Origin of the sequence: Leptotrichia hofstadii, from assembly GCF_007990525.1 — a bacterium.
Taxonomy (GTDB): domain Bacteria; phylum Fusobacteriota; class Fusobacteriia; order Fusobacteriales; family Leptotrichiaceae; genus Leptotrichia; species Leptotrichia hofstadii.
Genome location: NZ_AP019823.1, coordinates 924,416 through 948,866, shown reverse-complemented (window position 1 = coordinate 948,866; position 24,451 = coordinate 924,416). Strand labels below are relative to the sequence as shown.

Annotated in this window: 20 protein-coding genes; 13 read left to right on the top strand and 7 right to left on the bottom strand. The window is 31.0% G+C overall.

Annotated elements, in window-relative coordinates; all coding sequences use genetic code 11:
- The first annotated feature begins 311 nt into the window (after nucleotides 1-311).
- The 3 genes from FVE77_RS04440 (at nucleotide 312) to FVE77_RS04430 (ending at nucleotide 5,234) form a co-directional block, all read left to right on the top strand.
- Nucleotides 312-1,019: a DUF4431 domain-containing protein gene (locus FVE77_RS04440; RefSeq protein ID WP_232052961.1), complete on the top strand. Its 708-nt coding sequence runs from the start codon at nucleotides 312-314 to the stop codon at nucleotides 1,017-1,019.
- A gap of 243 nt (nucleotides 1,020-1,262) precedes the next feature.
- Nucleotides 1,263-4,505, top strand: a complete 3,243-nt coding sequence (locus tag FVE77_RS04435; RefSeq protein ID WP_026746630.1) for an autotransporter outer membrane beta-barrel domain-containing protein — start codon at nucleotides 1,263-1,265, stop codon at nucleotides 4,503-4,505.
- 351 nt (nucleotides 4,506-4,856) lie between these two features.
- Nucleotides 4,857-5,234: a hypothetical protein gene (locus FVE77_RS04430; RefSeq protein ID WP_155828134.1), complete on the top strand. Its 378-nt coding sequence runs from the start codon at nucleotides 4,857-4,859 to the stop codon at nucleotides 5,232-5,234.
- 123 nt (nucleotides 5,235-5,357) lie between these two features.
- Here FVE77_RS04430 and FVE77_RS04425 read toward each other — a convergent pair whose 3' ends face one another.
- Nucleotides 5,358-6,536 (bottom strand): NADH-dependent flavin oxidoreductase, encoded by a 1,179-nt coding sequence (locus FVE77_RS04425; protein ID WP_232052960.1) that lies wholly within the window; start codon nucleotides 6,534-6,536, stop codon nucleotides 5,358-5,360.
- Between the two features lie 183 nt (nucleotides 6,537-6,719).
- Here FVE77_RS04425 and FVE77_RS04420 point away from each other — a divergent pair, with 183 nt between their 5' ends.
- Both FVE77_RS04420 and FVE77_RS04415 read left to right on the top strand, forming a co-directional pair.
- A complete protein-coding gene (locus FVE77_RS04420; RefSeq protein WP_026746633.1) occupies nucleotides 6,720-7,370 on the top strand; it encodes an OmpA family protein in 651 nt (216 codons plus the stop codon).
- 85 nt (nucleotides 7,371-7,455) lie between these two features.
- A complete protein-coding gene (locus FVE77_RS04415; RefSeq protein WP_026746634.1) occupies nucleotides 7,456-8,274 on the top strand; it encodes a hypothetical protein in 819 nt (272 codons plus the stop codon).
- A gap of 67 nt (nucleotides 8,275-8,341) precedes the next feature.
- On the opposite strand, the gene proC is transcribed toward FVE77_RS04415, so the two are convergent.
- The 6 genes from proC to FVE77_RS04385 all read right to left on the bottom strand — a co-directional run bounded on the left by proC (nucleotide 8,342) and on the right by FVE77_RS04385 (nucleotide 14,539).
- Nucleotides 8,342-9,145 (bottom strand): pyrroline-5-carboxylate reductase, encoded by an 804-nt coding sequence (gene proC, locus FVE77_RS04410; protein WP_026746635.1) that lies wholly within the window; start codon nucleotides 9,143-9,145, stop codon nucleotides 8,342-8,344.
- 83 nt (nucleotides 9,146-9,228) lie between these two features.
- A complete protein-coding gene (locus FVE77_RS04405; RefSeq protein WP_015769780.1) occupies nucleotides 9,229-9,816 on the bottom strand; it encodes a cob(I)yrinic acid a,c-diamide adenosyltransferase in 588 nt (195 codons plus the stop codon).
- A gap of 108 nt (nucleotides 9,817-9,924) precedes the next feature.
- Complete coding sequence (locus tag FVE77_RS04400) at nucleotides 9,925-10,401, bottom strand: hypothetical protein (protein ID WP_026746636.1); 477 nt, start codon at nucleotides 10,399-10,401, stop codon at nucleotides 9,925-9,927.
- A 9-nt stretch (nucleotides 10,402-10,410) separates the two neighbouring features.
- Nucleotides 10,411-11,841: a 23S rRNA (uracil(1939)-C(5))-methyltransferase RlmD gene (rlmD, locus tag FVE77_RS04395; RefSeq protein ID WP_026746637.1), complete on the bottom strand. Its 1,431-nt coding sequence runs from the start codon at nucleotides 11,839-11,841 to the stop codon at nucleotides 10,411-10,413.
- A gap of 535 nt (nucleotides 11,842-12,376) precedes the next feature.
- The gene (locus FVE77_RS04390; RefSeq protein WP_026746638.1) at nucleotides 12,377-13,591 is read right to left on the bottom strand and encodes a M20 metallopeptidase family protein; all 1,215 of its coding nucleotides are present in this window, start codon (nucleotides 13,589-13,591) and stop codon (nucleotides 12,377-12,379) included.
- 174 nt (nucleotides 13,592-13,765) lie between these two features.
- Nucleotides 13,766-14,539, bottom strand: a complete 774-nt coding sequence (locus FVE77_RS04385; protein WP_026746639.1) for a hypothetical protein — start codon at nucleotides 14,537-14,539, stop codon at nucleotides 13,766-13,768.
- Nucleotides 14,540-14,802: 263 nt separating this feature from the next.
- On the opposite strand from FVE77_RS04385, the gene FVE77_RS04380 reads away from it, so the two are divergent.
- The 8 genes from FVE77_RS04380 (at nucleotide 14,803) to FVE77_RS04340 (ending at nucleotide 24,352) form a co-directional block, all read left to right on the top strand.
- Nucleotides 14,803-15,501, top strand: a complete 699-nt coding sequence (locus FVE77_RS04380; RefSeq protein ID WP_026746640.1) for an esterase — start codon at nucleotides 14,803-14,805, stop codon at nucleotides 15,499-15,501.
- A 1,027-nt stretch (nucleotides 15,502-16,528) separates the two neighbouring features.
- On the top strand, nucleotides 16,529-17,182 hold the full coding sequence (locus FVE77_RS04370; protein WP_006804688.1) for an L-fuculose-phosphate aldolase: 654 nt from the start codon (nucleotides 16,529-16,531) through the stop codon (nucleotides 17,180-17,182).
- Nucleotides 17,183-17,191: 9 nt separating this feature from the next.
- A complete protein-coding gene (locus FVE77_RS04365; RefSeq protein ID WP_036087979.1) occupies nucleotides 17,192-18,649 on the top strand; it encodes a rhamnulokinase in 1,458 nt (485 codons plus the stop codon).
- Nucleotides 18,650-20,158 (top strand): sugar ABC transporter ATP-binding protein, encoded by a 1,509-nt coding sequence (locus FVE77_RS04360; protein WP_026746642.1) that lies wholly within the window; start codon nucleotides 18,650-18,652, stop codon nucleotides 20,156-20,158.
- Nucleotides 20,145-21,074, top strand: a complete 930-nt coding sequence (locus FVE77_RS04355; RefSeq protein ID WP_036087981.1) for an ABC transporter permease — start codon at nucleotides 20,145-20,147, stop codon at nucleotides 21,072-21,074. Before FVE77_RS04360 ends, FVE77_RS04355 begins: the two co-directional genes overlap by 14 nt.
- A 25-nt stretch (nucleotides 21,075-21,099) precedes the next feature.
- Nucleotides 21,100-22,086 carry an ABC transporter substrate-binding protein gene (locus FVE77_RS04350; protein WP_006804694.1) on the top strand — a complete coding sequence of 329 codons (987 nt, stop codon included), beginning with the start codon at nucleotides 21,100-21,102 and terminating at the stop codon, nucleotides 22,084-22,086.
- Between the two features lie 28 nt (nucleotides 22,087-22,114).
- Nucleotides 22,115-23,899 (top strand): L-fucose isomerase, encoded by a 1,785-nt coding sequence (locus tag FVE77_RS04345; protein ID WP_006804695.1) that lies wholly within the window; start codon nucleotides 22,115-22,117, stop codon nucleotides 23,897-23,899.
- Between the two features lie 27 nt (nucleotides 23,900-23,926).
- Nucleotides 23,927-24,352: an RbsD/FucU family protein gene (locus tag FVE77_RS04340; protein ID WP_026746644.1), complete on the top strand. Its 426-nt coding sequence runs from the start codon at nucleotides 23,927-23,929 to the stop codon at nucleotides 24,350-24,352.
- Nucleotides 24,353-24,451 lie beyond the last annotated feature (99 nt).

Here is a 24,451-nt window from a genome sequence, read left to right as displayed (position 1 = left end):
ACTTTATTACTTCCTTTAAAATTAAGTAAAGCTAAAATTTGACATTTATAAAAATCATAGTATAATGAATATAATAGAAGAAATACTAATAATTTTATAAACTAAAAATTTTTTAACTATTTAACAACTTTAAGATTATTGATTTCAATAAAATTTAATCGTGAAAGGAGCAATGGATGAAAAAAATTTTATTATTACTAGCAGTACTTCTATCTTTATTCTCATGTGAAAAAAAAGAAAATAACATTTCCTCATCTGCCATCGAAAAACCTATACAAACGGAATAAACAAGCGAAGAACAAATTAAAAAAATGGTTAATGTCTGGAACGAAGCCTCAAGTAATGCTGACTTTGATACCTTAGAAAAAATTTTAGGAGATAAAATTGAATATTATCAGTCCTCTGTTACTAAAGCATACTATATTTCAGATCAAAAGAAATTTTTTGCAAACAATTCTGTTTATGGACAAAAAATAAAAGGAGATATTACTGTTACGCAAATTTCCAATAAGCAGGCAAAAGCTGAATTTGTCAAGGAAGTTACGACCAAAAAAGGTACAAAGGACTATCCTTCCTATCTTGTTTTTGAAAATGTAAATGGCGAATGGAAACTGATTTTGGAAAGTGATTTGATTTCTGATAAAAATGCTGAAAATAAACAAAAGCATATTTCTGAAAATCCTAATAAATCTACATACAAATATGATGAGCCTGTTACAATTGTCGGAACTTTTGGAATTAAGGAATTTGAAACAGAAACGGGCATTCAAAAACCGTATGTTTTAAAATTAAGCTCGCCAATTACAGTCGTAGCAAATGGAGGGGACGAATTTAATGAAACAGAAACCAACCAAAGCATAATTCAAATGGCTCCTTCAGAAGAACACATAAACTATTTAAAATCACGTAATGCTTACGGTAAACGTATTCAAGTTACAGGTTCGTTTTACCATTCTCATACAGGGCATCATTTTACACCTGTTTTAATTTCTGTTTCTGAAGTTAAAATCTTAAATTAATAAATACAAAAATTAGCTGTTTTATTCAAAGTAAGGGAGCTTTTTTTATTTGCTGAATTTCAGGAAGTTTTAACAACTTCTAAATTTCTAAAAAAAAACAGAAATTGTATTACTTTAAAAAAGTATATAATTAAGTGTTGACTTTTTATAGTTTATGAGTTATAATAATTTTGTAGATAAATAACAGAAATTGTATTACTGTTAAAATATGAAAAAATTTTATTTTTTAAGGAGATGGTTCTTATGAAAAAAACCAAAAAATTAATGCTATTTGTAATATCGCTTCTAGCAATTGTAAGCTGTGCAAATGATGTAGGAAGCATAAGAAACAGGCTTATTGGCAAAAACAAAAATACCCCTGCTGCCCCCGCCAATCCGTCTGCTCCTGGAAACGGTGGAAATAACGGGTCCGTTACGCCATCAAACCCTGCTAATCCTGCTAATCCGTCAACTCCCGGCGCTCCAACAGTAAGCACTGATGCGAGATTCCAAAAGGTAAATCTCGGTGCAATTCCTAATTCAGAATTAGACATTTTTGCATATAACATTGCTGGAGAAAAACTGGACGCACCTAAAACTGCCAGCAGGAATCATTATGAAGTTAAAGACAGGGAAGTTGGATTTTACCTGAGCCGTTCAGCTACAAAACCGCTTACTATAGCTGTTCCAACAACAATGGATGTAAAAGCAGGTGGAGGAGCAATGGCATTTTTTGAAGGAAATAGCGTTTACAGTGGAAACACACACTTTTTTACAGATCCTCAGGAAGCCGTTAAGCATTATTTTACAAAACTTATAAACAATGCTGATAAATTGACATTCAATATGGAGCCTAATTCATATTTGTTCGTACTTAAAGGTGTTGAGGTAGAATTATCTAAAACTAATGTTTCAGATCTTCTTTCAAAAATTCCTGCGAATCAAAGACCAACAATTAATGGTACTGGCTATAAATTAGTTAAATTTGATAATTCCAGACTTTTTGTAGACAAGGATGTAAACTTGGACGATCCTAACGACTTGTATAATAAAGTAGATGTTACAAATTCTACTTTCACTATTAATTCTGGTAAAACAATTACTGGAACAAAAGACAATCAAATTGGAATTAAAGGATTGTATGGATTTGAATATGAATTTGTTCCAAACGATATGAACTATAACCGTGGTACTATCGATATGAAAGGTAGCAACTCAATCGGAGCATACGGTACTGCGTCAAACTTTGATAACCGTGGAAAAATTTCTGTTGATAAAAACTCTGTTGCGGTTTACTGGAGTGCAGAATCTGAATTTGACTATGGACTGCTTGGACCTTCTGCTCCTATTCCGCACAATTCTGCAAGAAACGACGGAGATATTCTGCTCGGAGAAAATTCTACAGGAATGTATATGGACAAGCCTTACTTTGATAACAAAGGATTTATTACAAATTTAAGCAACGGAAAAATTGAAAGTACAGCAACAAATGTAATCGGAATGTGGTCAAATGTCCGTAACCAGAAGAAAGATCCTGCAGCTTCAGATACTCCACAAGATGTAATTGGAAGCGTTGGAGAAATCAATCTTTACGGAGATAAGTCAATCGGAATCTATGCTGGCGGAGATGGTGCCTATAATGTAGAAAATCAAAAATATTTTGGTTCTACTGGAAAAATTAGAATAGGTGATTCATCTGACAGAAACAACCCAAGCATGGGAATGTACAGCGATAATCCAAATGCAAAAATGATAAACAACGGAATTATAGAAATCGGTAAAGATTCAATCGGTATGGCAGGAATCAACGGAAATACTTTAGAAAACAAAGGAACTATCAGCATCACTAAGGATGGCGGTATCGGAATGTACTTAGCAAATGGTTCTAAAGGTACAAACAGCGGTACGATAACAACTGTTGGAACTCCAAAAGATGCAATTGGTGTAGTCGTTGGAAAAAATTCAGAATTTACAAATAATGGAACGATTCATATTGATTCTGCTGATGGTGCGGGAATAGTTATCGCTGGTGGAATAATTAAGAATTATGGAGATATTGAAGTTAGTGGCGGTGCCGTAAGAGACCGTGTAGACAACACAAGAACTATTAAAGTTCTCTCAAATAAAACAAAACCAATTAATGGGGATTTAGGAGTTTACGTAGACACATTAGGAAAAACAAAACCAATAGAAGGTCTTTCAAACTTAGGATTACAAAGTGCAGATTTATTAATCGGTGCAGAAGCTACTGAAAAAACTAACGCTACTGAAGTAACTGTTGGAAATGATGTGCTTGATCCATTTAATAAATCTATTGAGGCAAGTAATATTGCGAACTGGAATGTAAAAACAGGTTCTTTAGTATGGGAAGCTGATTCAGAAATTAAAAATAACAAAGTGGAAAAAGTTACTTTGAAAAAACAATCCTATGCGAAATTTGCAGATAGTGAAACTTCTACAGAAGTAGCTGATGGACTGGATGAGAAATATACTGGAACTAGTGCAGATTCAAAAGATAAGCAAGTATTCAACTACTTAAATACATTGAGCGATAGAAAGGCGTTGACAAGAACTTACCGTGAAATTAACGGAAATCAATATATCAATGTTCAGCAGAGAATTGCACAGACTGATGATATTTTAGACAGCAAACTTTCTGCTTTACAAAAAGAAAATGCTGATAAATCTGGACATCATGTTTCTACTTTCTTTAACAGGGATAAATATGAGGCAAGAACGCCAGAATTAGCAGATTCAAACAGCTCAGCTTACGGAATTTCATATTTATTCAACAATGCTGATGCAAAACAAGGAATTTATGCTGGAACAGTTATTAACAACTTCAAATTTAAAGACAGTGGAAAATCAAAAGAAAATGTAACAATGTTTAAATTAGGTGCTTACAAGACATTTGACTTGAATAATCTTGAGTGGACTTTAAGCGGAGATGGATTTGTTTCTAAAAACGATATGAAGAGAAGATTTGTAATTGGAAATAATGTTTATGAAAACAAGGCTAACTACAATGCTTACGGATTTGCAATCAAGAACGAATTAGGAAAAACTTTCCAAGTTGGAGAAAATGTTACAGTTAAACCTTACGCTGGTCTAAAACTTGGCTATGGTAAATTTTCAAAAATTAAGGAAAAAGACGGAACTTTAAATATGGAAGTTAAAGGAAGCAATTACTATTCTGTAAAACCATCTGCAGGAGTTGAAGTTGGATATTCCGCTCCAATTACAGAAAACACTAAATTCAAGGCATCTTTAGGACTTGGCTATGAACATGAACTAGGAAAAGTTGAAAGCAAGGCAAACGAAGCTAAATTTGCGAATACAAGCACTAAAATCAACTTAAAAGGTGCAAAATACGAAAGACGTGGAAACTTCAAGAGCGACGTAAAAGTAGGATTTGAAGCAGGAAACTTTAATTTCACAGTAAATGGTGGATATGATACGAAGGATAAGAATTCACACGTTGGTGTCGGACTTGGTGTTTCATTCTAATTTATTTTATATTTGATTTTAAAACAGGTACAGAGAAAAATTTGTTCCTGTTTTTTATTTAAAAATTAGATTTATCTTTTTTGCTATTTTATATATTACTTGCTTTAAGTTCATTAAATAAAGGTGTTTTTCTTATATATTTCAAAACTTAATCATTCACAAAATATATCAATAATATATATATATATATATTGTATATGACTTTATAGAAATTATATGATATAATAAAACTCAAAGAAAAATAATAAATTATTAAAGAAAGGAGAAATAGAATTGAAAAAGATTTTATTTGGTATATTTTTATTACTAAGCAGTATTAGTTTTTCAAATTTTACTAGTAAAGGCGGTTCAATGTATTGTTTGAAAATAGGAAATGTTTCGGAATCAAACCATTCTGATTATACTTTTAAAGCTGGATTATGCCGAATTACTACAAGTTCTAAAGAAAAAATTGTTAGAAATGTAACAGTTGTGCAAAAAGGAGGTACTCTTAATACAAATGTTGATTTTAGTCAAAGATTAGCATATGGAATAAGTTATAATTATTTAAAATATAATTCTAAAACTAATAATCTTCAAGCATATGTTTATGATCCTTTTAATCCTGATATAAAAACTTATACTTCTAACTTTTTGACATCTGTACAAAATATTACTAATTATACTGATGTCCTTTCATATGGTTTTAATTATAATACTTTTGTATCAGATTACAACAGTGTTTATTAAAAAATCTATTCTATGTTTGATACTGATTATTTGTAAAATCAAAAAAGAAATAAAAAATAACAAGTATTTTCAAAAAGGCTGCCTAAATTAGACAGCCTCATTTCTTTTAAAAATTAGAATTGTTTATTTTTTCCCTTGATAATCTCCTCTTAACAAATCAATTGTTTTTTGCGGTACAGAGCCATTTCCTTCCATTGCCACTACCATTGGCGGAAAGTTTTTTGGAAGTGCTAAGTCTTCGATTCGATTTTCTACGTCTAAAGTTATTCCATTTTCTTTTCCAGAAAGGATTTTATTTTTGGCATCAGGATCAGTCAATATTAATGATGCTACTGCCAATAAATCTACATATTTACTTGCTTCGAGCATTTTATCGGCACTTGTAATATCTCCTGCTCCAATTAGTACTGCACGTCCATCTATAATGGATTTTATAACTTTGTTGATTGATTGCCCTTTACATTCTCCTAAATAGGCTTTGCTGGCATAGGCACGATTTCCCCAAAGGGATGTGTGAATGTAATCTACTCCTAATCTTACTACTTCATTGATTAAATACAAACTGTCGTCAAGTAAATAACTAATTTCTTCGCCGTGAATTTCTTCAGGTGAAAACCTGTACCCAACTATGAAATCATTTTTAGCATTTTCTTTAACGTATTGTTTTACTCTTTTTACAATTTCAAGAGCAAATTTTGCCCTGTTTTCAATTCGTCCTCCATATTCATCTATTCTTGTATCAGAAGTCTTTGAAAAAAATTGCTGTATAAGGTAATGAATAGCTCCGTGAATTTCTACTCCATCAAAACCTGCTTCAATGGCTCTTCTTGTTGCCTGTACAAATCGTTCAATGGTTTCTTCTACCTGCTCTTTTGACATCGCTGTTATTGGATATGGAATAAAAGGCAAATTTATGCTGCTTGGAGCATAAACTACACCTTTGTCCTTGTAAGTGCATCTTGCCTGGTAACCAGGATGATAAATTTGAACTAAAGCTCTATTTCCTTTAGATTTCATAGCCATCGCTAATTTTTTCCAGCCTTCCACCTGGCTGTCATCATATAATCCCAGCCCATAACCAAAAGTATTTCCATCTGGAGTAACACTTGTCGCACCTGTAATAAGAAGCGAGGCGGAATCAGCACGTCTTTCAAAATATTTTATATCATCACCTACATTCCCTTCATAGCTTGAACCATTAACAACCATTGGCGACATTACAAATCTACTGTTTATAGTTGCTCCATTAGGAAATTTTACTGTTTCAAATAATTTGTTGAATTTTTCAGTCATTTTCATCATTTCTTTACATTGTTTCAAATTTCATTATTATTATAACTCGAAATTTAAATTTATCAATTTTTTTTACTAAAACATTTAATTCCTCAAGATAAAATATTTTCAAAGTGAAAATAAACTTAAATAATAGAATAATATAGTACAATATATTGAAAATAAATATTTTCTTATTAAGGAGGAGTCAATATGAAAAAAGTATTAGCAATTATTCTGTTATCATTATTAACAGTAGTTTCTTGTACAACTGCTACTGATGGAACGAGAAAAGTTAGCAAAACTGGAGTTGGTGCAGGAATTGGAGCGGCTGCGGGAGCTGTGATTGGACAGGCTATAGGAAAAGATACAAAAGGTACATTAATTGGTACAGCTGGAGGAGCTGCAGTTGGAGCGGCTATTGGAAATATTTTTGACAGACAGGAAAAAGAATTAAGAAATAAATTAAAAGGAACAGGAGTGGATGTAAAAAGAACTGGAGAAGGTGAAATCAAATTGACAGCACCTGAAAATATTACTTTTGATTTAAATAGCTACGTAATTAAGCCACAATTTAAAAATACGTTGGATTCAGTAGCAACTGTATTAAAAACTTACCCTGACTCAACAATCGTAGTATCAGGACACACAGATACAACAGGAAATGACGCAATTAACAACCCATTGTCTATAAACCGTGCAAGTTCAGTAGAATCTTACCTTGAGTCACAAGGTATTTCAAGTTCAAGAATAACTTCACGTGGTTTTGGAAGCAAACAGCCAATTGCAAGTAACGCAACAGAAGCTGGAAGGGCTCAAAACAGAAGAGTGGAAATTGCTATAATCGCAAATCAAAATAATTAAAGATTTTTTGGGAGTTTTTTCAAATTAAGTTTTGAACTAGCTCCCTTTTTTACGAATTTTTAGAATTTAAATTTAGGAGATTTTTATGAAAAAATATATATTATTAAAATTTATGCTGTTAATCGGAATTTTACTAGGTTTTACACTAAACGCTGGAAATAAAGAAAGTTTTAACAATTTTGAGAAATTTTCATTTAGGATGTCAAATAATCCTGACTATATAAGTTACAGAATAATATCGGGAAATGGTGATAAATACCCTGTTCAGCTAAATGTAGGAAACTATCTGGCTTTTATGCCTTCAAGATATGCTGCAGTCAATGTTTATGAATTTTTATCTGATATTTTGAAAAAAGATTTTAAAATTATAAAAATAAATAAAAAGGGAAAAATAACGGATCAATCTAAAATTATAAAATATTCTGCAAATGATTTTTTTCTAAACTACAAAGATAATGTAAATTTTGAAAAAGCTGAACTAAAATCACTAGGAATGGTTTTTGCAGGAGTAAAAAATGTAGGAACAGGAGAATATAAGATAACTGCTTATGGGAACAAGGGAATTTCTGGAGGAATTGACAGTAAAGGGCTGAATTGGTTAAACTTGGCGTTTATTCCCACAAATTCGGCATTCTATATAAAAATGACTGGCGATAAAAGTCTGGTGTGGAGTCCAAATCGTGATTATAACAGTATTCAATATACATTTTCAGTTGAAAATGGAAAAATAGTGGCTGTGGATAAAAAAGGAAAACATTATTTAACTATTTATCAAAAGGATAATTCTTTATTTGTTGACATGGCAAAGCATAATCTTGAACTCCGTGTAAATCAGGCTGAAAATCAGTTAGAATACTGGATAAATCATAAATTAAAATATGTGGAAAAATATCAGATTATGTAAAAGTAAATTCATTATTTAAATGGGGTTTAGTATTAAAATATTTATAAATATAACAAAAGAGGGGATTTTAATCCCCTGCCATTTCCTTTGACTTTTCCGTACAAGCCTTAACGGCTTCCATTACAGTTCCTCTAAATTTACCATCTTCCAGTACTTTCAAGGCGGCAATTGTAGTTCCTCCTGGAGAAGTTACCTCATCTTTCAAAATCCCTGGATGTTTTTTTGTTTCAAGCATCATTTTAGCTGAGCCTAAAACCGTTTGGGCAATGATTTCGTAAGCCTTGTCCCTTGGCATTCCTTCCAGTACCCCGCCATCCGCAAGAGCCTCCATAAATACGTAAACATACGCTGGCAAAGAGCCGCTAATTCCTGTATAGGCATGCATAAGTTTTTCCTCAATTTCAATACTTTTTCCAAAACTATTCAGCAATTTAAAAATCATATTTTTTTCATTTTCCTGAATGTTTTGATTAAAAGAAACTGCCGTCATTCCTTCCATCACTTGAGCAGGCGTGTTTGGCATAGTTCTAATAACTTTTTTGTCAGTTCCAATAATATTTTCAATAAAATCAATGCTAATTCCAGCAGCAATTGATAAAACAATCGTTTTTTCTGACAAATCATCTTTTATTTTATCCAGTACTTTTGGAACAATATTTGGTTTTACAGAAAGAATGAGAATATCGCTTTCTTTTGCAAGTTCGTTTTCATTTTCTGCTTTTTTTACACCGTACTCTTTTGATAATTCTTCAATTTTTTCCTTGTCTAAATCAAAAATAGCTACATTTTTATTTTCAAGAAAGTTTGAAGATGTAACGCCTTTCAATATAGAGCTTCCCATATTTCCTGCTCCAATAATTCCTAATTTCATTTAATTCTGCTCCTTGTCCTTATATTTTTTTAAAAAGCCCTTTTAGAAATATCCAAATAATCTTAAAAAATTTTAAATATACATTATTTATTATTTCTAAAAATTTTAGCACTTTTTTTATATACTGTTTCACTAAATCCCAATTTCAAATTTACAAGACAAGCTACTACGAAAAAATAGTCCGAAAGTCTATTTATATACTGAAGTCCAATTTTATTTATTCCTTCATCTGCTTCAATTACGGCTATCATTTTTCGCTCCAAATTACGCACACTTGTACGCATCATATGAAACAGGCTCGAAATTTTACTTCCTCCTGGAATGATAAAACATTCTAATCTAGGCAGCAACGGAATATATTCATCCATTCTCTGCTCAAGCCACTCTACATCACCAATCTGCTGCTTGTATTCTCGTATCCCTTCAGGTACTGCTAAATCACTTCCACAGTCAAAAAGCTGCTGCTGTATATTTTCACATTCTTCACGGATTTCCCCAAGCACGCTATTTAATTTTTCATCTTCACGAATTTCTGCCACAATAACTCCAAGCAGTGAACAGACTTCATCCATCGTTCCATACGCTTCCACTCTCACATGAGTCTTACTCACACGTTCCCCGCCAGCAAGCCTTGTAAAACCTTCGTCACCATATTTTGTGTATATTTTCATAAATATCAACTTCCTTTTCTCAGTTTAATTTTTAATTAATCTATAAATAATTGGACTATACTCAAAACTTTAGACTACTTTTAATAACACAAGTTGTACTTTCTCTAATTATTCTATAATTCCATCATATCTTTCTTTAAACTCAAACATTTCCATTACTTTTGTTCCCAATTCCAAATTTGTTGGTTTTTCTAGAAATATATGTTCAACTATATTTCCATTCTCATCTTTAAAAGGTGAATAACCTCTTCCATCTTTTTTCATCAAATACAAACTGTATTTATTTTCAAAAAATTGAAATCCAATATTATTGTATAAATTAACAATTTTTAAATTAGACGAATAATTAAAATATTTTTTATGCCATTCTACATCAGTTTCATTTTCAATTTTTTTCTCATCAGTTTCATTTAATGCCCAAAATATAAACTGTCCTATTTTTTCATTGCTATTTTTACCTAAATAGGAAATTATTCCATAATCTTTGTACATAGTTAATCCTATTTTATTTTTTCCTGATGGTAATATTACCATTCTAAAATTTTTTTCTTTCTTTTCTTTGTATATTCCTACTGATAATAACATTTCTGCCTCCTACTTCAATAATATTGCTTCAACTTTTTCCAATAATCCCACTACCTCAATATGCCCAGTCTGCGGGAACATATCCACAGGTGTAATTTTTTTAAGCAAATATCCATTTTCAGCCAAAATCTTCACATCCCGTGCAAAAGTGGCAGGATTGCAGGAAATATAGACAATTTTTTCAATTTTATTCTGTACAACACTCTTTAACGCCGATTCTTCAATTCCTCGTCTTGGCGGATCGAAAACTATTGCTCCGACATCTTCTCTCTTCAAAATTTTTGGCAGTTCCTTCTCAACTTTTTCATTTACAAATTCTACGTTTTGAATGGAGTTTTCATAAGAAGTCAGTTTTGCGGCAAGTGTTGAACTTTCTACACTTTCAATTCCAATAACCTTCTTTATATTTTTTGAAAGCATCATCGCAATTGTTCCAGTCCCTGAAAATGCGTCAATTACTGTTTTTTCGTAGATTTTATCAATATTTTTATTTTCTTCATTCAAAAAGTTTATTGCAACATCGTAAAGTTTTAGTGCCTGTTTTTTATTAATTTGGAAAAATGAATTTGGATAAATCTTGAATTTTAATCCTTCCATTTCCTCTTCCAAATACTGGCTTCCAAATAAATGGACATTTTTACCTAAAATTACATTATTCTGCTCAGTTTTTACAGAAATATAGATTGATTTTATGCAGTTATTTTCATCATACATTTCTTCCAGCACTTTTGAAAGCTGATTATACTGCGAATTTTTATTCACGACAACAACTATCATAATTTCATCTTTTTCATTATTTCTAACCATTATCTGCTTCAAAAATCCAGTATTATTCACTTCATTAAAAACTTTAAATTCCTTTTTTGTACCTGCGAAACTATTTACTTTCTGCAAAAATTTATCAATAATTATTTTGGCAATTTCTGACTTTAGAAGACTTTCTTTAGCTGAAAATACATTGTGGGATTTTCTTGAATAAAATCCTGTCTGAATAATTCCATTCTTTTTGAAAAATGGCTCAGCCGTCTTGTTTCTATAATTAATTTTTTTATCACTTCCAATAATTTTGCTAATTTTTACCTTTTTCAAATCAATTTCAGCAATCTTTGTCAACACTTCTTCAAGCATCTTATCCTTATATTCAAGCTGTTTCTCGTATTTAAGCATTCCAAAATCACAGCCATCAAAATCCTCAAAACTAATTTTGGACAAATCCTCAATCCTGTCCTTTGATGGTTCAATTATCCTAGTTATAAGCCCTCTTGCATACGACTTTTTCACCGAGATAATCTCCACTTCCAATTTATCTCCTGGCACACTCATCGGTACAAATACTGTAAATCCATCAACTCTTCCGAGTCCTTCTCCACCAAACACTATTTTTTCTATCTCAATTTCCAGTTTTTGTCCAATTTTATAATTATTTTTTATTTTATTCATCTCATTCCTTTTTTATTTCAAATATTCTTTTCAAATATCCAAATAAATTATTTTTTATTAATTTTTATATATTTTGATTAATAAATATTTTTTCATATTACTATGTTTTTTCTTTATTTATTTTCGTAGGATTGCTCATTGCCGCAAATCCTACAACCTATGGCTAGTCTACGACATTTTTCTGCACTGACAAAAAACTCGCTATGCTCAAACAGTTTTGCCAGTACAGAAAAATGCTCCGACGGATTAATTTATAATAAACGCTATTTAAAAAAATAAGAATTATATCTTAAATTACTTGAAAACATCAGGTTTATATAATTTATTAGAAAAGTTTGTAATAAATTCGTTATTTAAATGGGGATTAGTGCATAGCACTTTCGCCAATATCTAAAATTATAATTTGAAGAAATTAAAATAACTATTATTGCAAAAAAGAGCATGACGTTTGATACCCTTACGTTAAAAAGTTTAAAAATATAAAATATAAATAGGGAAAATAAACATTAATAAGTAAATCTTTAATAAAAACTTTTTATTTCAAATATTCTAAAATATTTTTCAATTGTAATCCCATTCCGATTTTCAAGCTTTCTTCATCGATATTAAATTTTGGATGATGCAAATCATAAATTAAGCCTTTTTCTTCCACTCTTGTTCCCAGTCTGAAAAAACATCCGGGGATTTCATTTAAGAAATAACTAACATCTTCAACATCCATTCTAGGCTGTTTTATTAATTCCAGAGCATTTTTGCCGTATAAGTCGACAATATTATTTTCTACTCTTTTTGTCATTTCTTCGTTGTTAATTACAGGAGCATAGCCACGCTTAATATCCACATTTACTGTTCCGCCTAGTGATTCTACAAATTTAGGCAGGTCTTTTTCAAGAGTTTCGATTATAAATGTTCTTATTTCTTCGGACATTGTTCTTGCAGTTCCTTTCATTTCCACTTTATCGCAGACTACGTTATCAGCAAAGCCTCCATTGAATGCTCCGATTGTAATTACGGATTCTTCTCTTGGATCAATTCTTCTGCTAACTATTGACTGCAAGAATTCCATAACTTTTGCTCCGATTAAGATTGCGTCAACTCCTTTGTGGGGCAATGCGGCATGGGCAGAAGTACCATTTATTGTAAGGTGTATTCTGGCTGATGAAGCGTGTGCTTTTCCATACTTTATCCCAATTTTTCCAAGTTCTATTTCTGGAGCCATGTGCAATGCAAAAAAGGCATCTATTTTTCGATTTGTATCATTTTCAAATTTTAATGCTCCATTTTTTATCATTCTATCAGCACCGCCAGTTGTTTCTTCTGCTGGCTGAAAGAAAAATCTCACAGTTCCGTGCCATTTATCCTTGTTATCTGCCAAAATTTTTGCTACTCCAAGCTGAATAGTTGTATGTGCATCGTGTCCGCAAGCATGCATTTTTCCAATATTTTTTGACTTATATTCAACTTCATTTTCTTCAAAAATTGGCAATGCATCAATATCCGCACGAGTCGCAACTGTCTTATTTTTCATATTTTTATTATCATTGTAGATAGTTGCAACCACTCCAGTATTTATAATTTCAAAAAATTCAATCCCATTTTCCGTCAAAAATTTCTTTATTAATTTACTCGTTTCAATTTCTTCATCCCCAAGTTCAGGATTTTCGTGAATAGTTCGTCTAATCTTTACCATTTCATCATAAATTTTATCAACATTTTCTTTTAAAAACTCGTTAATTTTAAGCAATTCCATTTTTCCCTCATCCCTTTCTAAATCTCTGTTTTTTTATAATTTTATTATATCAAAAAATACGGCCTTTGTAAATTTTTGAAAAATAAATGATAATATTTTAAATTGTAATGTAATTACATAAATTGTAATACTAATTACGGCATCAAATTTATAGTGTAAATTTTTATTATAGATTTACCATTCATTTACAGAATACAAAAGAGCAAGCCTGATTTGTGTTAAAAGCTCTTCCGAAAGCTTATCGTATTCAATTTCAAGCCCTTTTTCGTGTAAATAATAAGGAGGGCTGTCATTCCATGAACCCATTCCGCCAAAAACATTAGAAATTTTGGCTGAATAAAAAAGTCTTGCATTTATTTCAGGTATTTTGAAAAGAGTTTGTCCATAAAAAGTATTTCTTATATTCTCAAAACTTTCCCCATTTAAAATGCTAAAAGCTTTTCTAAAGATATTTCCAAAATTTGAAAAATTAATTTTATCAGCCAAAGTTGCTATTTTACTTAATACATTTTTGAAATCTTCCGTATTATCATAAAATTTAAGTTTTCCATTGATAAAATTCTCGTATTTTTTAGCAGTATAAATAACATTCCATCCACGACTTGTTTCTTTCCATTTTGGTGTAAAATAAAGAATCAAATTATTCTTAAAATAGCAAATTAGTTTAATCTTATTTGTATTTAAATCGTTGGGAATATTTAAATTTTTAGAAGAAACAGGTAATAAAAGTTTTATATCTTTTAATCCTGAATTTAAACAATATTCAAACCATTTTTCAATATTTCCGGCCTTGTAGTTTTTTTCTAAAAAATCTATTTTATTTTTAGAAAACAGAAATTCTATACTTTTTTCATATTCAAAAGGAAAATATTCGATTTTAGTATTTGTTTTTAAGGCAAATTTTAATGCTATTGTAATATTACATATTTGTATAATTTCCTTATTCATAAAAATAACTCTCCATCTTAATATTTTGTATCTGATACTCATAATTTTTTATTGTATAACAAATCTAAAGTCATAAAATAAACAAAATTTTTACTGTATAATTTATTTTACTACAATTTCAAAAAAAATTAAATATATGTACTTAAAGAAAAAAACTATAATAATATCATAGAGAAATTTAAATAAAATTTCTTAAATATATGCTATAATTAAGTATATTAATCAAAATTTATTTGAAATAAAAATATTAAAAAGGAGCTGTTATGAAAAAATTAAATTTAAGAATAGAAGAAAAAGAGTGTATTTTGTATATAAAAGAAAATAATAATCCAGACTACGTTTTGATACAGCCTGTAGACGAAAATGATATCAAAGTTTTAGATAATGAAGTGAAATATATTTCTGAAAATACAAATAAAAATTTTAGTCTTATTGCATTTAAAATAAATGACTGGAACAGCGAACTGACTCCGTGGGAGATGCCACTTCTTCGTGGAAAAGGTAACTTTGGAAATGGAGCTGGTAAAACGTTGAAGTTTATAAAGGAAAAATTAATTCCAAGTTTGGTAGAATTTATGGATATTCAAGATAAGAATGTGAAATATATTTTAGGCGGATATTCTCTTGCTGGATTATTTTCTCTGTGGAGTGGTTATAAGGTAGATATTTTTGCTGGAATAGCTGGAGTTTCACCATCAGTTTGGTATAAAAACTGGATGGATTTTGTAAAGGACAGTAAACCTTTAGTAAATAATATTTATTTAAGTCTTGGAGATTTAGAAGAGAAGACTAAACATCAGATTTTATCAAAAATAGGAGACAATATAAGAGAATATATTGAAATTTTAAAAAATTCTGAAAATGTTGAAAACTGTATTTTAGATTGGAATGAGGGAAATCATTTCGGAGATTCTGATATACGGATGGGAAAAGGATTTATTTGGACTTCAGAAAATTGTTAATTTTATTAATCGAAATCCCCTAAGGGTAGAGGCAGAGGTGAAATTCGAGATTTTTCGACTATCTAGTTAATCTGTAAACAATATACATAATAACTAGAAGTCTAATAAGTTCATCGCTATTCATAGCTCTAAACCTCCTTGATATGTAATTTGGGCATTGGGATACCCAAAGTTAATTATAACAAAAAAAGCTAGAAAAATCTAGCTTTTTATCCCAATTTTATTACATATCATAAATTCCCCTTAGGGTTTTTAACAATTTAATTATATCATATTTTAAAAAAAAGTCAATTAGTCAAAAAAATATTTTCTTAAAAAATTTAAAACTTCAAAATATATATTTTTTGTTGTATTAGTAATAGTAAATTCATCAAAAATATGTGAAATGTGGATAGTTTAACACGTTTATTCATAGTTCCTGCAATGAAAAATTTTGATGCTTTAACAGCTCTTTGAAAAATGGACTGAAGAAAATATGATACCAGATTGTCTAGTTGAAAAAGCTGGAAAAAGATATCTAGATCAAAATACGGAAACAGCCATTTTGTCCATATCTGAAGGTAGCAACTTATATTGGTGGAGACAAGAATAAGGCAGAAAATTTCAAGTATAAATAATAGATATAAAAATGATGTTGAAAAAATTAAATCAAAACATCATTTTTTATTAAAAAAATTAAGAAAGGGTATTGACTTTTTTAAAAAATAGGTTATATTAGTAGTAAGATATATGTAGGAACGTTCTCACATAATTAAATTAATTAGATTATACCTATAATAAGCTATAAAAGACGCTATTTAAAGAGAACGCTCTCATAAATAGAAGGAGGGAAGTATGATTCTTAAAAAAGAAAGGGAACAGGTAATCGGGAGCGTTTCTATAAGTAGATGACAAGATTATGATTCTTGAAAAAGAAGTAAAACAGGGAACTGGGAACGCTCCTATGAATAAAAGAAGGAGATTATAATTCGTGGAAAAGAGCAAAATAATTAACTGGGAACGCTCCCATAATTAAAAGGAGGAAATTATGATTCTTGAAAAAGAAAGAGAGCAGGTAATTGAATATTCTCTTAAATTATTATCAGAAGGACTTACAAATGGAACAGCTGGTAATGTAAGTATTTTTAACAGAGAAGAGGGGTTGGTTGCAATAAGCCCAACTGGAGTAAACTATTCAGAATTAACTCCAGAAATGATTTCAATAGTTGATTTGGAAGGAAAACTTATCGAAGGATTGAAACCCTCAAGTGAATTGGAAATGCACATGATTTTATACAGAAATCGTGAAGATGTAAATGCTGTTATACATACCCACCCAGTGTACACTACAGTATTAGCATGCTTGAGACAAGATTTACCAGCAATTGATTATATGATTGCTGTTACAGGAGCAACAAAAGTAAGATGCGCTGAATATGCTTCGTATGGAACAAAGGAACTGGCTGAAAATGCCTATAAGGCGATGGGAAGCAGTCTTGCAGTAATACTGGCAAACCATGGATTGACAACAGCTGGAAAGGATATAGCAAATGCTTTCAATATAACAGTTCAGGTAGAGTATATCTCTAATTTATATATAAAGGCGAGAAATATAGGAGAACCTATTATATTACCTGACAATGAAATGAACAGCATGCTTGAGAGATTTAAAACATACGGACAAATAAAATCTATAAAGTAGGTGATTGCATTGGGAAAAAAAGCAGTTCTGGCATTTGATTACGGAGCTTCATCAGGTAGATTAGTTTTGGGTATCTTAAATGAAGATACAAAAAAAATAGAATTGAAGGAAATGCACAGATTTAAAAATTGCTCTGTTAAACTAAATCAATATGAATATTGGGATTTCCCTTATTTATACAATGAATTAAAAGAAGGATTAAAAAAAGTTTTTTCAAAGGAAAGTGTTGTTACTAGTGAAAATATTGAGGTTCTGGGATTAGGTGTAGATACTTGGGGAGTAGATTACGGATGGATTGATGAAAGAGGAGAACTATTGTCGCTTCCTATATGCTATAGAGACACAAGAACGGAAGAAGTTTTTGAAGAAGTTCACAGTAAAGTTTCTCTTGAAGAAATATTTAATGAAACAGGAGTTCAGTTTTATTCTTTTAATTCAGTTTATCAAATATTTTATGATATACATAAAAGAAAAGTTCTTGAAAAAGGAGCAAAACAGCTTCAATTTATGCCAAATTTATTTGCATATTTTCTTACAGGAAAAAAATCGTGGGAATATACAATCAGTTCTACTAGCGGAATGGTAAATATTGATAATAAGAAATGGAGCAAAAAAATATTTGAAAAGTTAGATATTCCTGAAAGCATTGTTGGAGATATAGAACATGGAGGTCAAGTCCTTGCACCATTGAAGGAAACTATTCAGAAGGAACTGGGAATAAAACCTTTGAATGTAATCTTGACTGCATCTCATGACTCAGCGGCGGCAATAGCAGGAGCACCGTTAGTAGAAAATTCTTTATATGTAATAAACGGAACATGGTCAATAATTGGCTTTGAATCAGATGTTTCCGTTGTAAATGAAGAAGCTTTTAAAAATAATATTGTAAATGAAGGCGGAATAGAAAAAAAAGCAAGAGTGCTCAAAATGATACCAGGTTTGTGGATACTGCAGCAGCTGAAAAAAATATTTAATGAAAAAAATCTTGATATAGATTATTCAGATTTTGGAAATATGGCTAAGAAATCAAACTTGATTTCATTTGTCGATTTAGAAAATGAAAGATTTTTACACGCTGAAAAGATGGACATGGAAATAAAAGAATATTGCAGGGAAACTGGGCAAGAAGTTCCAGAGACAGATGAAGATTTACTAAGAGTAGCATACAACAGCTTAAAGAAACAGTACAATAAGAGTATAAAGGAACTAGAAAAACTGGTTGGAAATGAATTCACTTCGATTATAGCAATTGGAGGAGGAATACAGGATAAATTCCTATGTCAGGAAATTTCAGATGAAACAAATAGAGTAATTAAGGCAGGGCCAATAGAAGCGTCAGCGTTTGGAAATATAATAACACAGTTTATTGCTCTTGGACTTGTTAAAAATTTAGAAGAAGGAAGAGAAATTGTAAAAAATTCTGTAGAAATAATAGAATATAAATCTAAAAGAAAGGAGGAAAAATAAATGGCTGAAAAAATACTGGAAATGAAAAATATAGTAAAAACTTTTCCAGGAGTAAAAGCTCTGGATCATGCTTACATTGATTTGTATGCTGGAGAAGTAAATGCTTTTCTAGGAGAAAACGGTGCTGGAAAGTCAACATTAATGAAGGTTCTTACTGGAGTATATCAAAAGGATGAAGGTGAGATAATTTACAATGGAAAAAATGTAAATTTTAAAAATCCTAAAGAAGCGCAGGAAAATGGAATAAGTATAATTTATCAGGAATTTAACCTGCTGCCTCATCTTTCAGTTGCAGACAATATATTTATTACAAGAGAATTTCAAGGGATGAAGGGGATTGTAAATGAAAGTAAACAAAATGAAGAAGCCCAAAAAATCCTGAATCAACTAGGATTAAAAATATCACCTGAGGAAAAGGTAATGAATTTAAGTGTAGCAGAACAGCAAATGGTGGAAATAGCAAAAGCACTTTCAACAAATGCAAAAATATTGATTATGGATGAACCAACTGCAGCTCTTACAGACAGGGAAATTGAAAAACTTTTTGAAGTCATTGAAAACCTTAAAAAGAATGGTGTAGGTATAATTTATATTTCACATAGAATGGAAGAACTTAAAATAATTGCAGATAGAGCAACAGTAATGAGAGATGGTAAATATATAGACACTCTAAATTATAAAGATACAACAAATGACGATTTAATAAAGCTGATGGTAGGTAGAGATATAACTGAACAATATCCGCCAAGAAATGTTGAAATTGGTGAAGCTTTACTAGAAGTTGAAGATTTGTCTTATAAAAAACATGTAAAAGCAATAAACTTTTCTGTAAAAAAAGGAGAGATCTTAGGTGTTGCAGGATTAATGGGATCTGGAAGAACAGAAATGGCAAAAGTTATTTTTGGAGCTTATGAAAAATCAGGTGGAAAAGTCTTCATGGAGGGGAAAGAAGTACATGTAAAAAATCCTAAAGAAGCGATAAAATTAGGTATCGCATACTTGACAGAAGATAGAAAAAAAGATGGACTTTTTCTTAATTTGTCAATAGAAGACAATATTATGATTGCTAATTTAAATTTAATATCAGATAAATCAGTATTAAATAAAGGTAAATCTGAAAATATAACGAAGAAATACATAGAAAAAATGAAAATAAAAACTCCATCAAAAGAACAGCTTACAAAAAATCTGAGTGGAGGAAACCAGCAGAAGGTTATATTGGCAAGATGGCTTTGTCAAAATAAGAAAATAGTAATATTTGATGAGCCTACTAGAGGAATAGATGTAGGAGCAAAAAGAGAAGTTTACAATCTTATGAATGAACTGGTCGAAACAGGAGCAGGGATTATAATGATTTCATCTGAATTACCTGAAATACTTGGAATGAGTGACAGAGTAATGATAATGCATGAAGGAAAAATAGGTAATATAATAGATATAAAAGATGCCACAGAAGAAAGAATACTATATTTCGCGACAGGAGGAATAAATAAATATGAAAAAGAATAAAATAATGCAGCAATTAGTTACATTTGCCAGTTTAATAATAATGATAATATTTTTCTCAATAACATCCAGTCAGTTTTTTTCAATAACAAATTTTATGACAATCGCTTTACAGACTGCTATCATTGGGATCATAGCTATAGGAATGACATTTGTAATAATAACAGGAGGTATTGATTTATCAGTTGGTTCCATTGTAGCCTTTTCAGGAGTTATAATGGGAATGGCAATGAAAGCTGGAATTCCTACAATTCTAGCAATAATTTTAGGATTAATAAGTGGTATAGCATGTGGAATAATAAATGGACTATTAGTATCTAAAGCTAATCTGCCTCCATTTATAACTACTTTGGGATTAATGATGATTACTAGAGGACTTGTATTGGCAATAACAAACGGAATCCCAGTTTCAGGATTAAATGATGGTTTTGATAAATTATCAGGTGGAACAGTATTAGGTATTCCAAATCCAGTAATTTATCTAATTATAATAACAGCAATATTTTCTTTTGTACTTAAAAAAACAGTCATTGGAAAATATACTTATGCAGTTGGAAGTAACGAAGCCGCTTCAAAACTTTCAGGAGTAAATGTAGATAAAGTAAAATTATTTGTGTATGGATTAAGTGGTTTTCTATGTGCAATTTCAGGAATTCTTCTTGCATCAAGGCTAATTTCAGCACAGCCTACTGAAGGAACAGGATATGAAATGGATGCCGTTGCTGCAGTAGTAATTGGTGGTGCAAGTCTTATGGGAGGTTCTGGATCAATTTTAGGAACAATATTAGGAGCCTTTATAATGAGTACATTGAAAAATGGACTCAATATGCTTAATGTATCAGGATTCTGGCAACAATTTGCCATAGGAGTAGTAGTGCTTGTAGCAGTATATATAGACAGTTTAAAAAATAAAAAATAAATTTAATTTAAAGGAGAGATTTCTTATGAAAAAGTTATTATTATTTTTAGTAGTATTTGCAGCGGTTCTTAGCTGTGGAAAAAGTGAAGACAAAAAAGATGCTGGAGCAGGAAAATCAGCAAATTCTGGAGACAAAATTAAAATTGAATTGGTAAGTAAAGGTTACCAGCATGAATTTTGGAGATCAGTAGAAGCAGGAGCTAAAAAAGCTGGAGAAGAATTAGGAGTAGAAGTAAACTTTATTGGGCCTGAAAAAGAAACTGAAATCGGTAAACAAGTAGGTATGGTTGAAAACGCAATTAACAAAAAAGTATCTGCATTAGGAATTGCAGCTCTTGACCCGGACGCATTGGCAGTAGTAGCGAAAAAAGCTATGGATGCAAAAATACCAGTTGTAACATTTGATTCAAATGTAAAAGGTGACATTACATCAAGTTTTATTGCGACAGATAATAAAGTTGCAGGAGCAATGGCTGGAGAACAACTAGCAAAACTTATAAACGGAAAAGGTAAAGTGGCAATAGTATCTCATAACCCTGGAACAACAACAGCTATAGAAAGAGAAGCTGGATTTAGGGAAGCGTTGGCAAAATATCCAGATATTAAAATATTAAATACACAATTTAGTGATGGAGATAAATCAAAAGCATTGGCAATAACTCTTGATATTATCAATGCAAATCCAGATATTGCAGGAATTTATGGAACAAATGAACCTTCTATTTTCGGTATTGCTAAAGGAGTAGAAGAAAAAGGGTTAACTGGTAAAGTAGTTCTAGTAGGAATAGATTCATCTGAAGATTTAGCTAAATTCCTTGAAAAAGGTGTTATTTCAGGATTAGTTATACAAGATCCTTACAATATGGGATATCAAACAGTACAACAATTATATAAACTTTCAAAAGGTGAAAAAGTTGAAAAAAGAATAGACACAGGAGCAATTCTTGTAACTAAAGAAAATATAAACAATCCAGATATTACTAAAAAGATGTTTCCTTTTGGAAGAAAATAAATAAACAAAAATTTAAGGAGTGAGACTAATGAACAGATTAAGAGGAGAACTTCCTAAAGTAGGAATTCGACCTGTCATTGATGGAAGAAGAAATGGAGTTAGAGAATCTTTAGAAGAAAAAACAATGGGGATGGCACAAAAACTTGCAGAGCTAATTTCTTCCACATTAAGACATCCTAGTGGAGAAGCAGTAGAATGTGTGATTTCTGATACAACAATTGGAGGATTTTCTGAAGCGGCAAAATGTAATCAGAAATTTAAAGATCAGAATGTAGGATTGTCAATAACTGTAACACCTTGCTGGTGCTATGGAAGTGAAACAATTGATATGACACCTGACATTCCAAAAGCAATCTGGGGATTTAATGGAACAGAAAGACCAGGAGCTGTTTATCTTGCAGCGGCATTGGCAGGACATGCACAGCTAGGATTTCCTGCATTCGGAATTTATGGACATGATGTACAGGATTTATCTGATGATTCCATTCCTGATGATGTAAAAGAAAAACTACTGAAATTCACAAAAGCTGGATTAGCTGTTGCAACAATGAAGGACAAATCTTATTTATCTGTGGGTGGAGTTTCCATGGGTATAGCAGGATCTATGGTCAACAACGAATTCCTTCTAGATTATTTGGGAATTCGTCCTGAATTTAAAGATATGAGTGAAATTACTAGAAGAATACAAAATGAGATTTACGATAAGGAAGAATATGAAAAAGCATTGAAATGGGTCAAAGAACATTGTAAAGAAGGATTAGATATAAATAAAGTTTCTAGAACAGAGGAAGTTAAAAATAAAGAATGGGAAACAGTTGTGAAAATGACTCTTATAATAAGAGACATGATGATTGGAAATCCTAAATTAGCTGAAATGGGATTTGTTGAAGAATCTGAAGGAAATAATGCAATAGTGTCAGGTTTCCAAGGACAAAGACAATGGACAGATTTTATGCCTAATGGTGACTTTTCTGAGGCTATATTAAATTCATCTTTTGACTGGAATGGAATAAGACAGGCTTTTACAGTTGCAACTGAAAATGATGCTTTAAATGGAATATCTATGCTGTTTGGACATCTTTTGACTGGAACTGCGCAAATATTTGCAGATGTTAGAACTTACTGGAGTCCAGAAGCTGTAGAAAGAGTTACAGGTAAAAAATTGACAGGAAAAGCTGAAAATGGAATAATCCACTTAATTAACTCAGGATCAGCTACGTTAGATGCAACTGGAGATCAAATAAGAGACGGTAAACGAGTTATGAAACCATACTGGGAAGTTACAGAAGAAGAAGTTAACAATGCCTTAAAATCTACAAGCTGGCCTGCAGCAGATTATGATTATTTCAGAGGTGGAGGATTCTCTTCATGTTTCCTTACAAAAGGGGAAATGCCTGTTACAATGTGCAGAATAAATCTTGTTAAAGGGCAAGGGCCTGTACTTCAAATTGCTGAAGGATATGCAATTGACATAGACAAAGATATTCATGAATCACTTGACAGCAGAACAAATCCAACTTGGCCTACAACTTGGTTTGCACCTATACTTACTGGTAAAGGAGCATTTAAAGATGTTTATTCTGTAATGAATAACTGGGGAGCAAATCATGGAGCAATATCTTATGGACATATAGGTGATGAACTTATAACATTAGCATCTATGCTTAGAATTCCAGTATGTATGCACAATGTAAATCCTGACAGAATATTCCGTCCTAAAGTTTGGGCAAGTTTTGGAGACATGAATGAAGAAGGTGCTGATTACAGAGCGTGTGAAAATTTTGGACCAATTTATAAAAAAATAGGTAAATAGAAAATATCTAAATGAAGGAGTAAAAAAATGCTTAAAAATATACCTAAAAATTTAAGTCCAGAATTACTGAAAATATTATGTGAAATGGGACACGGAGATGAAATTGTGATAGGAGATGGAAACTTTCCCGTTGCAAGTCATGCACAAAGACTTGTCAGATCAGATGCAAGCGGTGTAGCAGAGCTTCTAGAATCAATACTAGAAATATTCCCCCTTGATACGTATGTAGAAAGTGCAGTTTCATTAATGAAAACAGGAAACGAGTATGTAGGAGAACCTGAAGTATGGAGTGTTTATAGAAAAACTTTAGAAAAACATGAAGAATTTAAAGACTTTGAATTTGTAGAAAGATTTGAATTTTATGAAAGAGCAAAAAAGGCATACGCCATAATTGCTACATCTGAAGAAGCTATCTATGCAAATGTTATTTTAAAGAAAGGAATTATAAAATAACGTATAAATAACAAATATCAAAATAAGGGAACACGATTTTATAGATTTTTAAGCTTTAAATTTTAATCTTTAAATCGTGTTCTTTTTATAGATTACAAT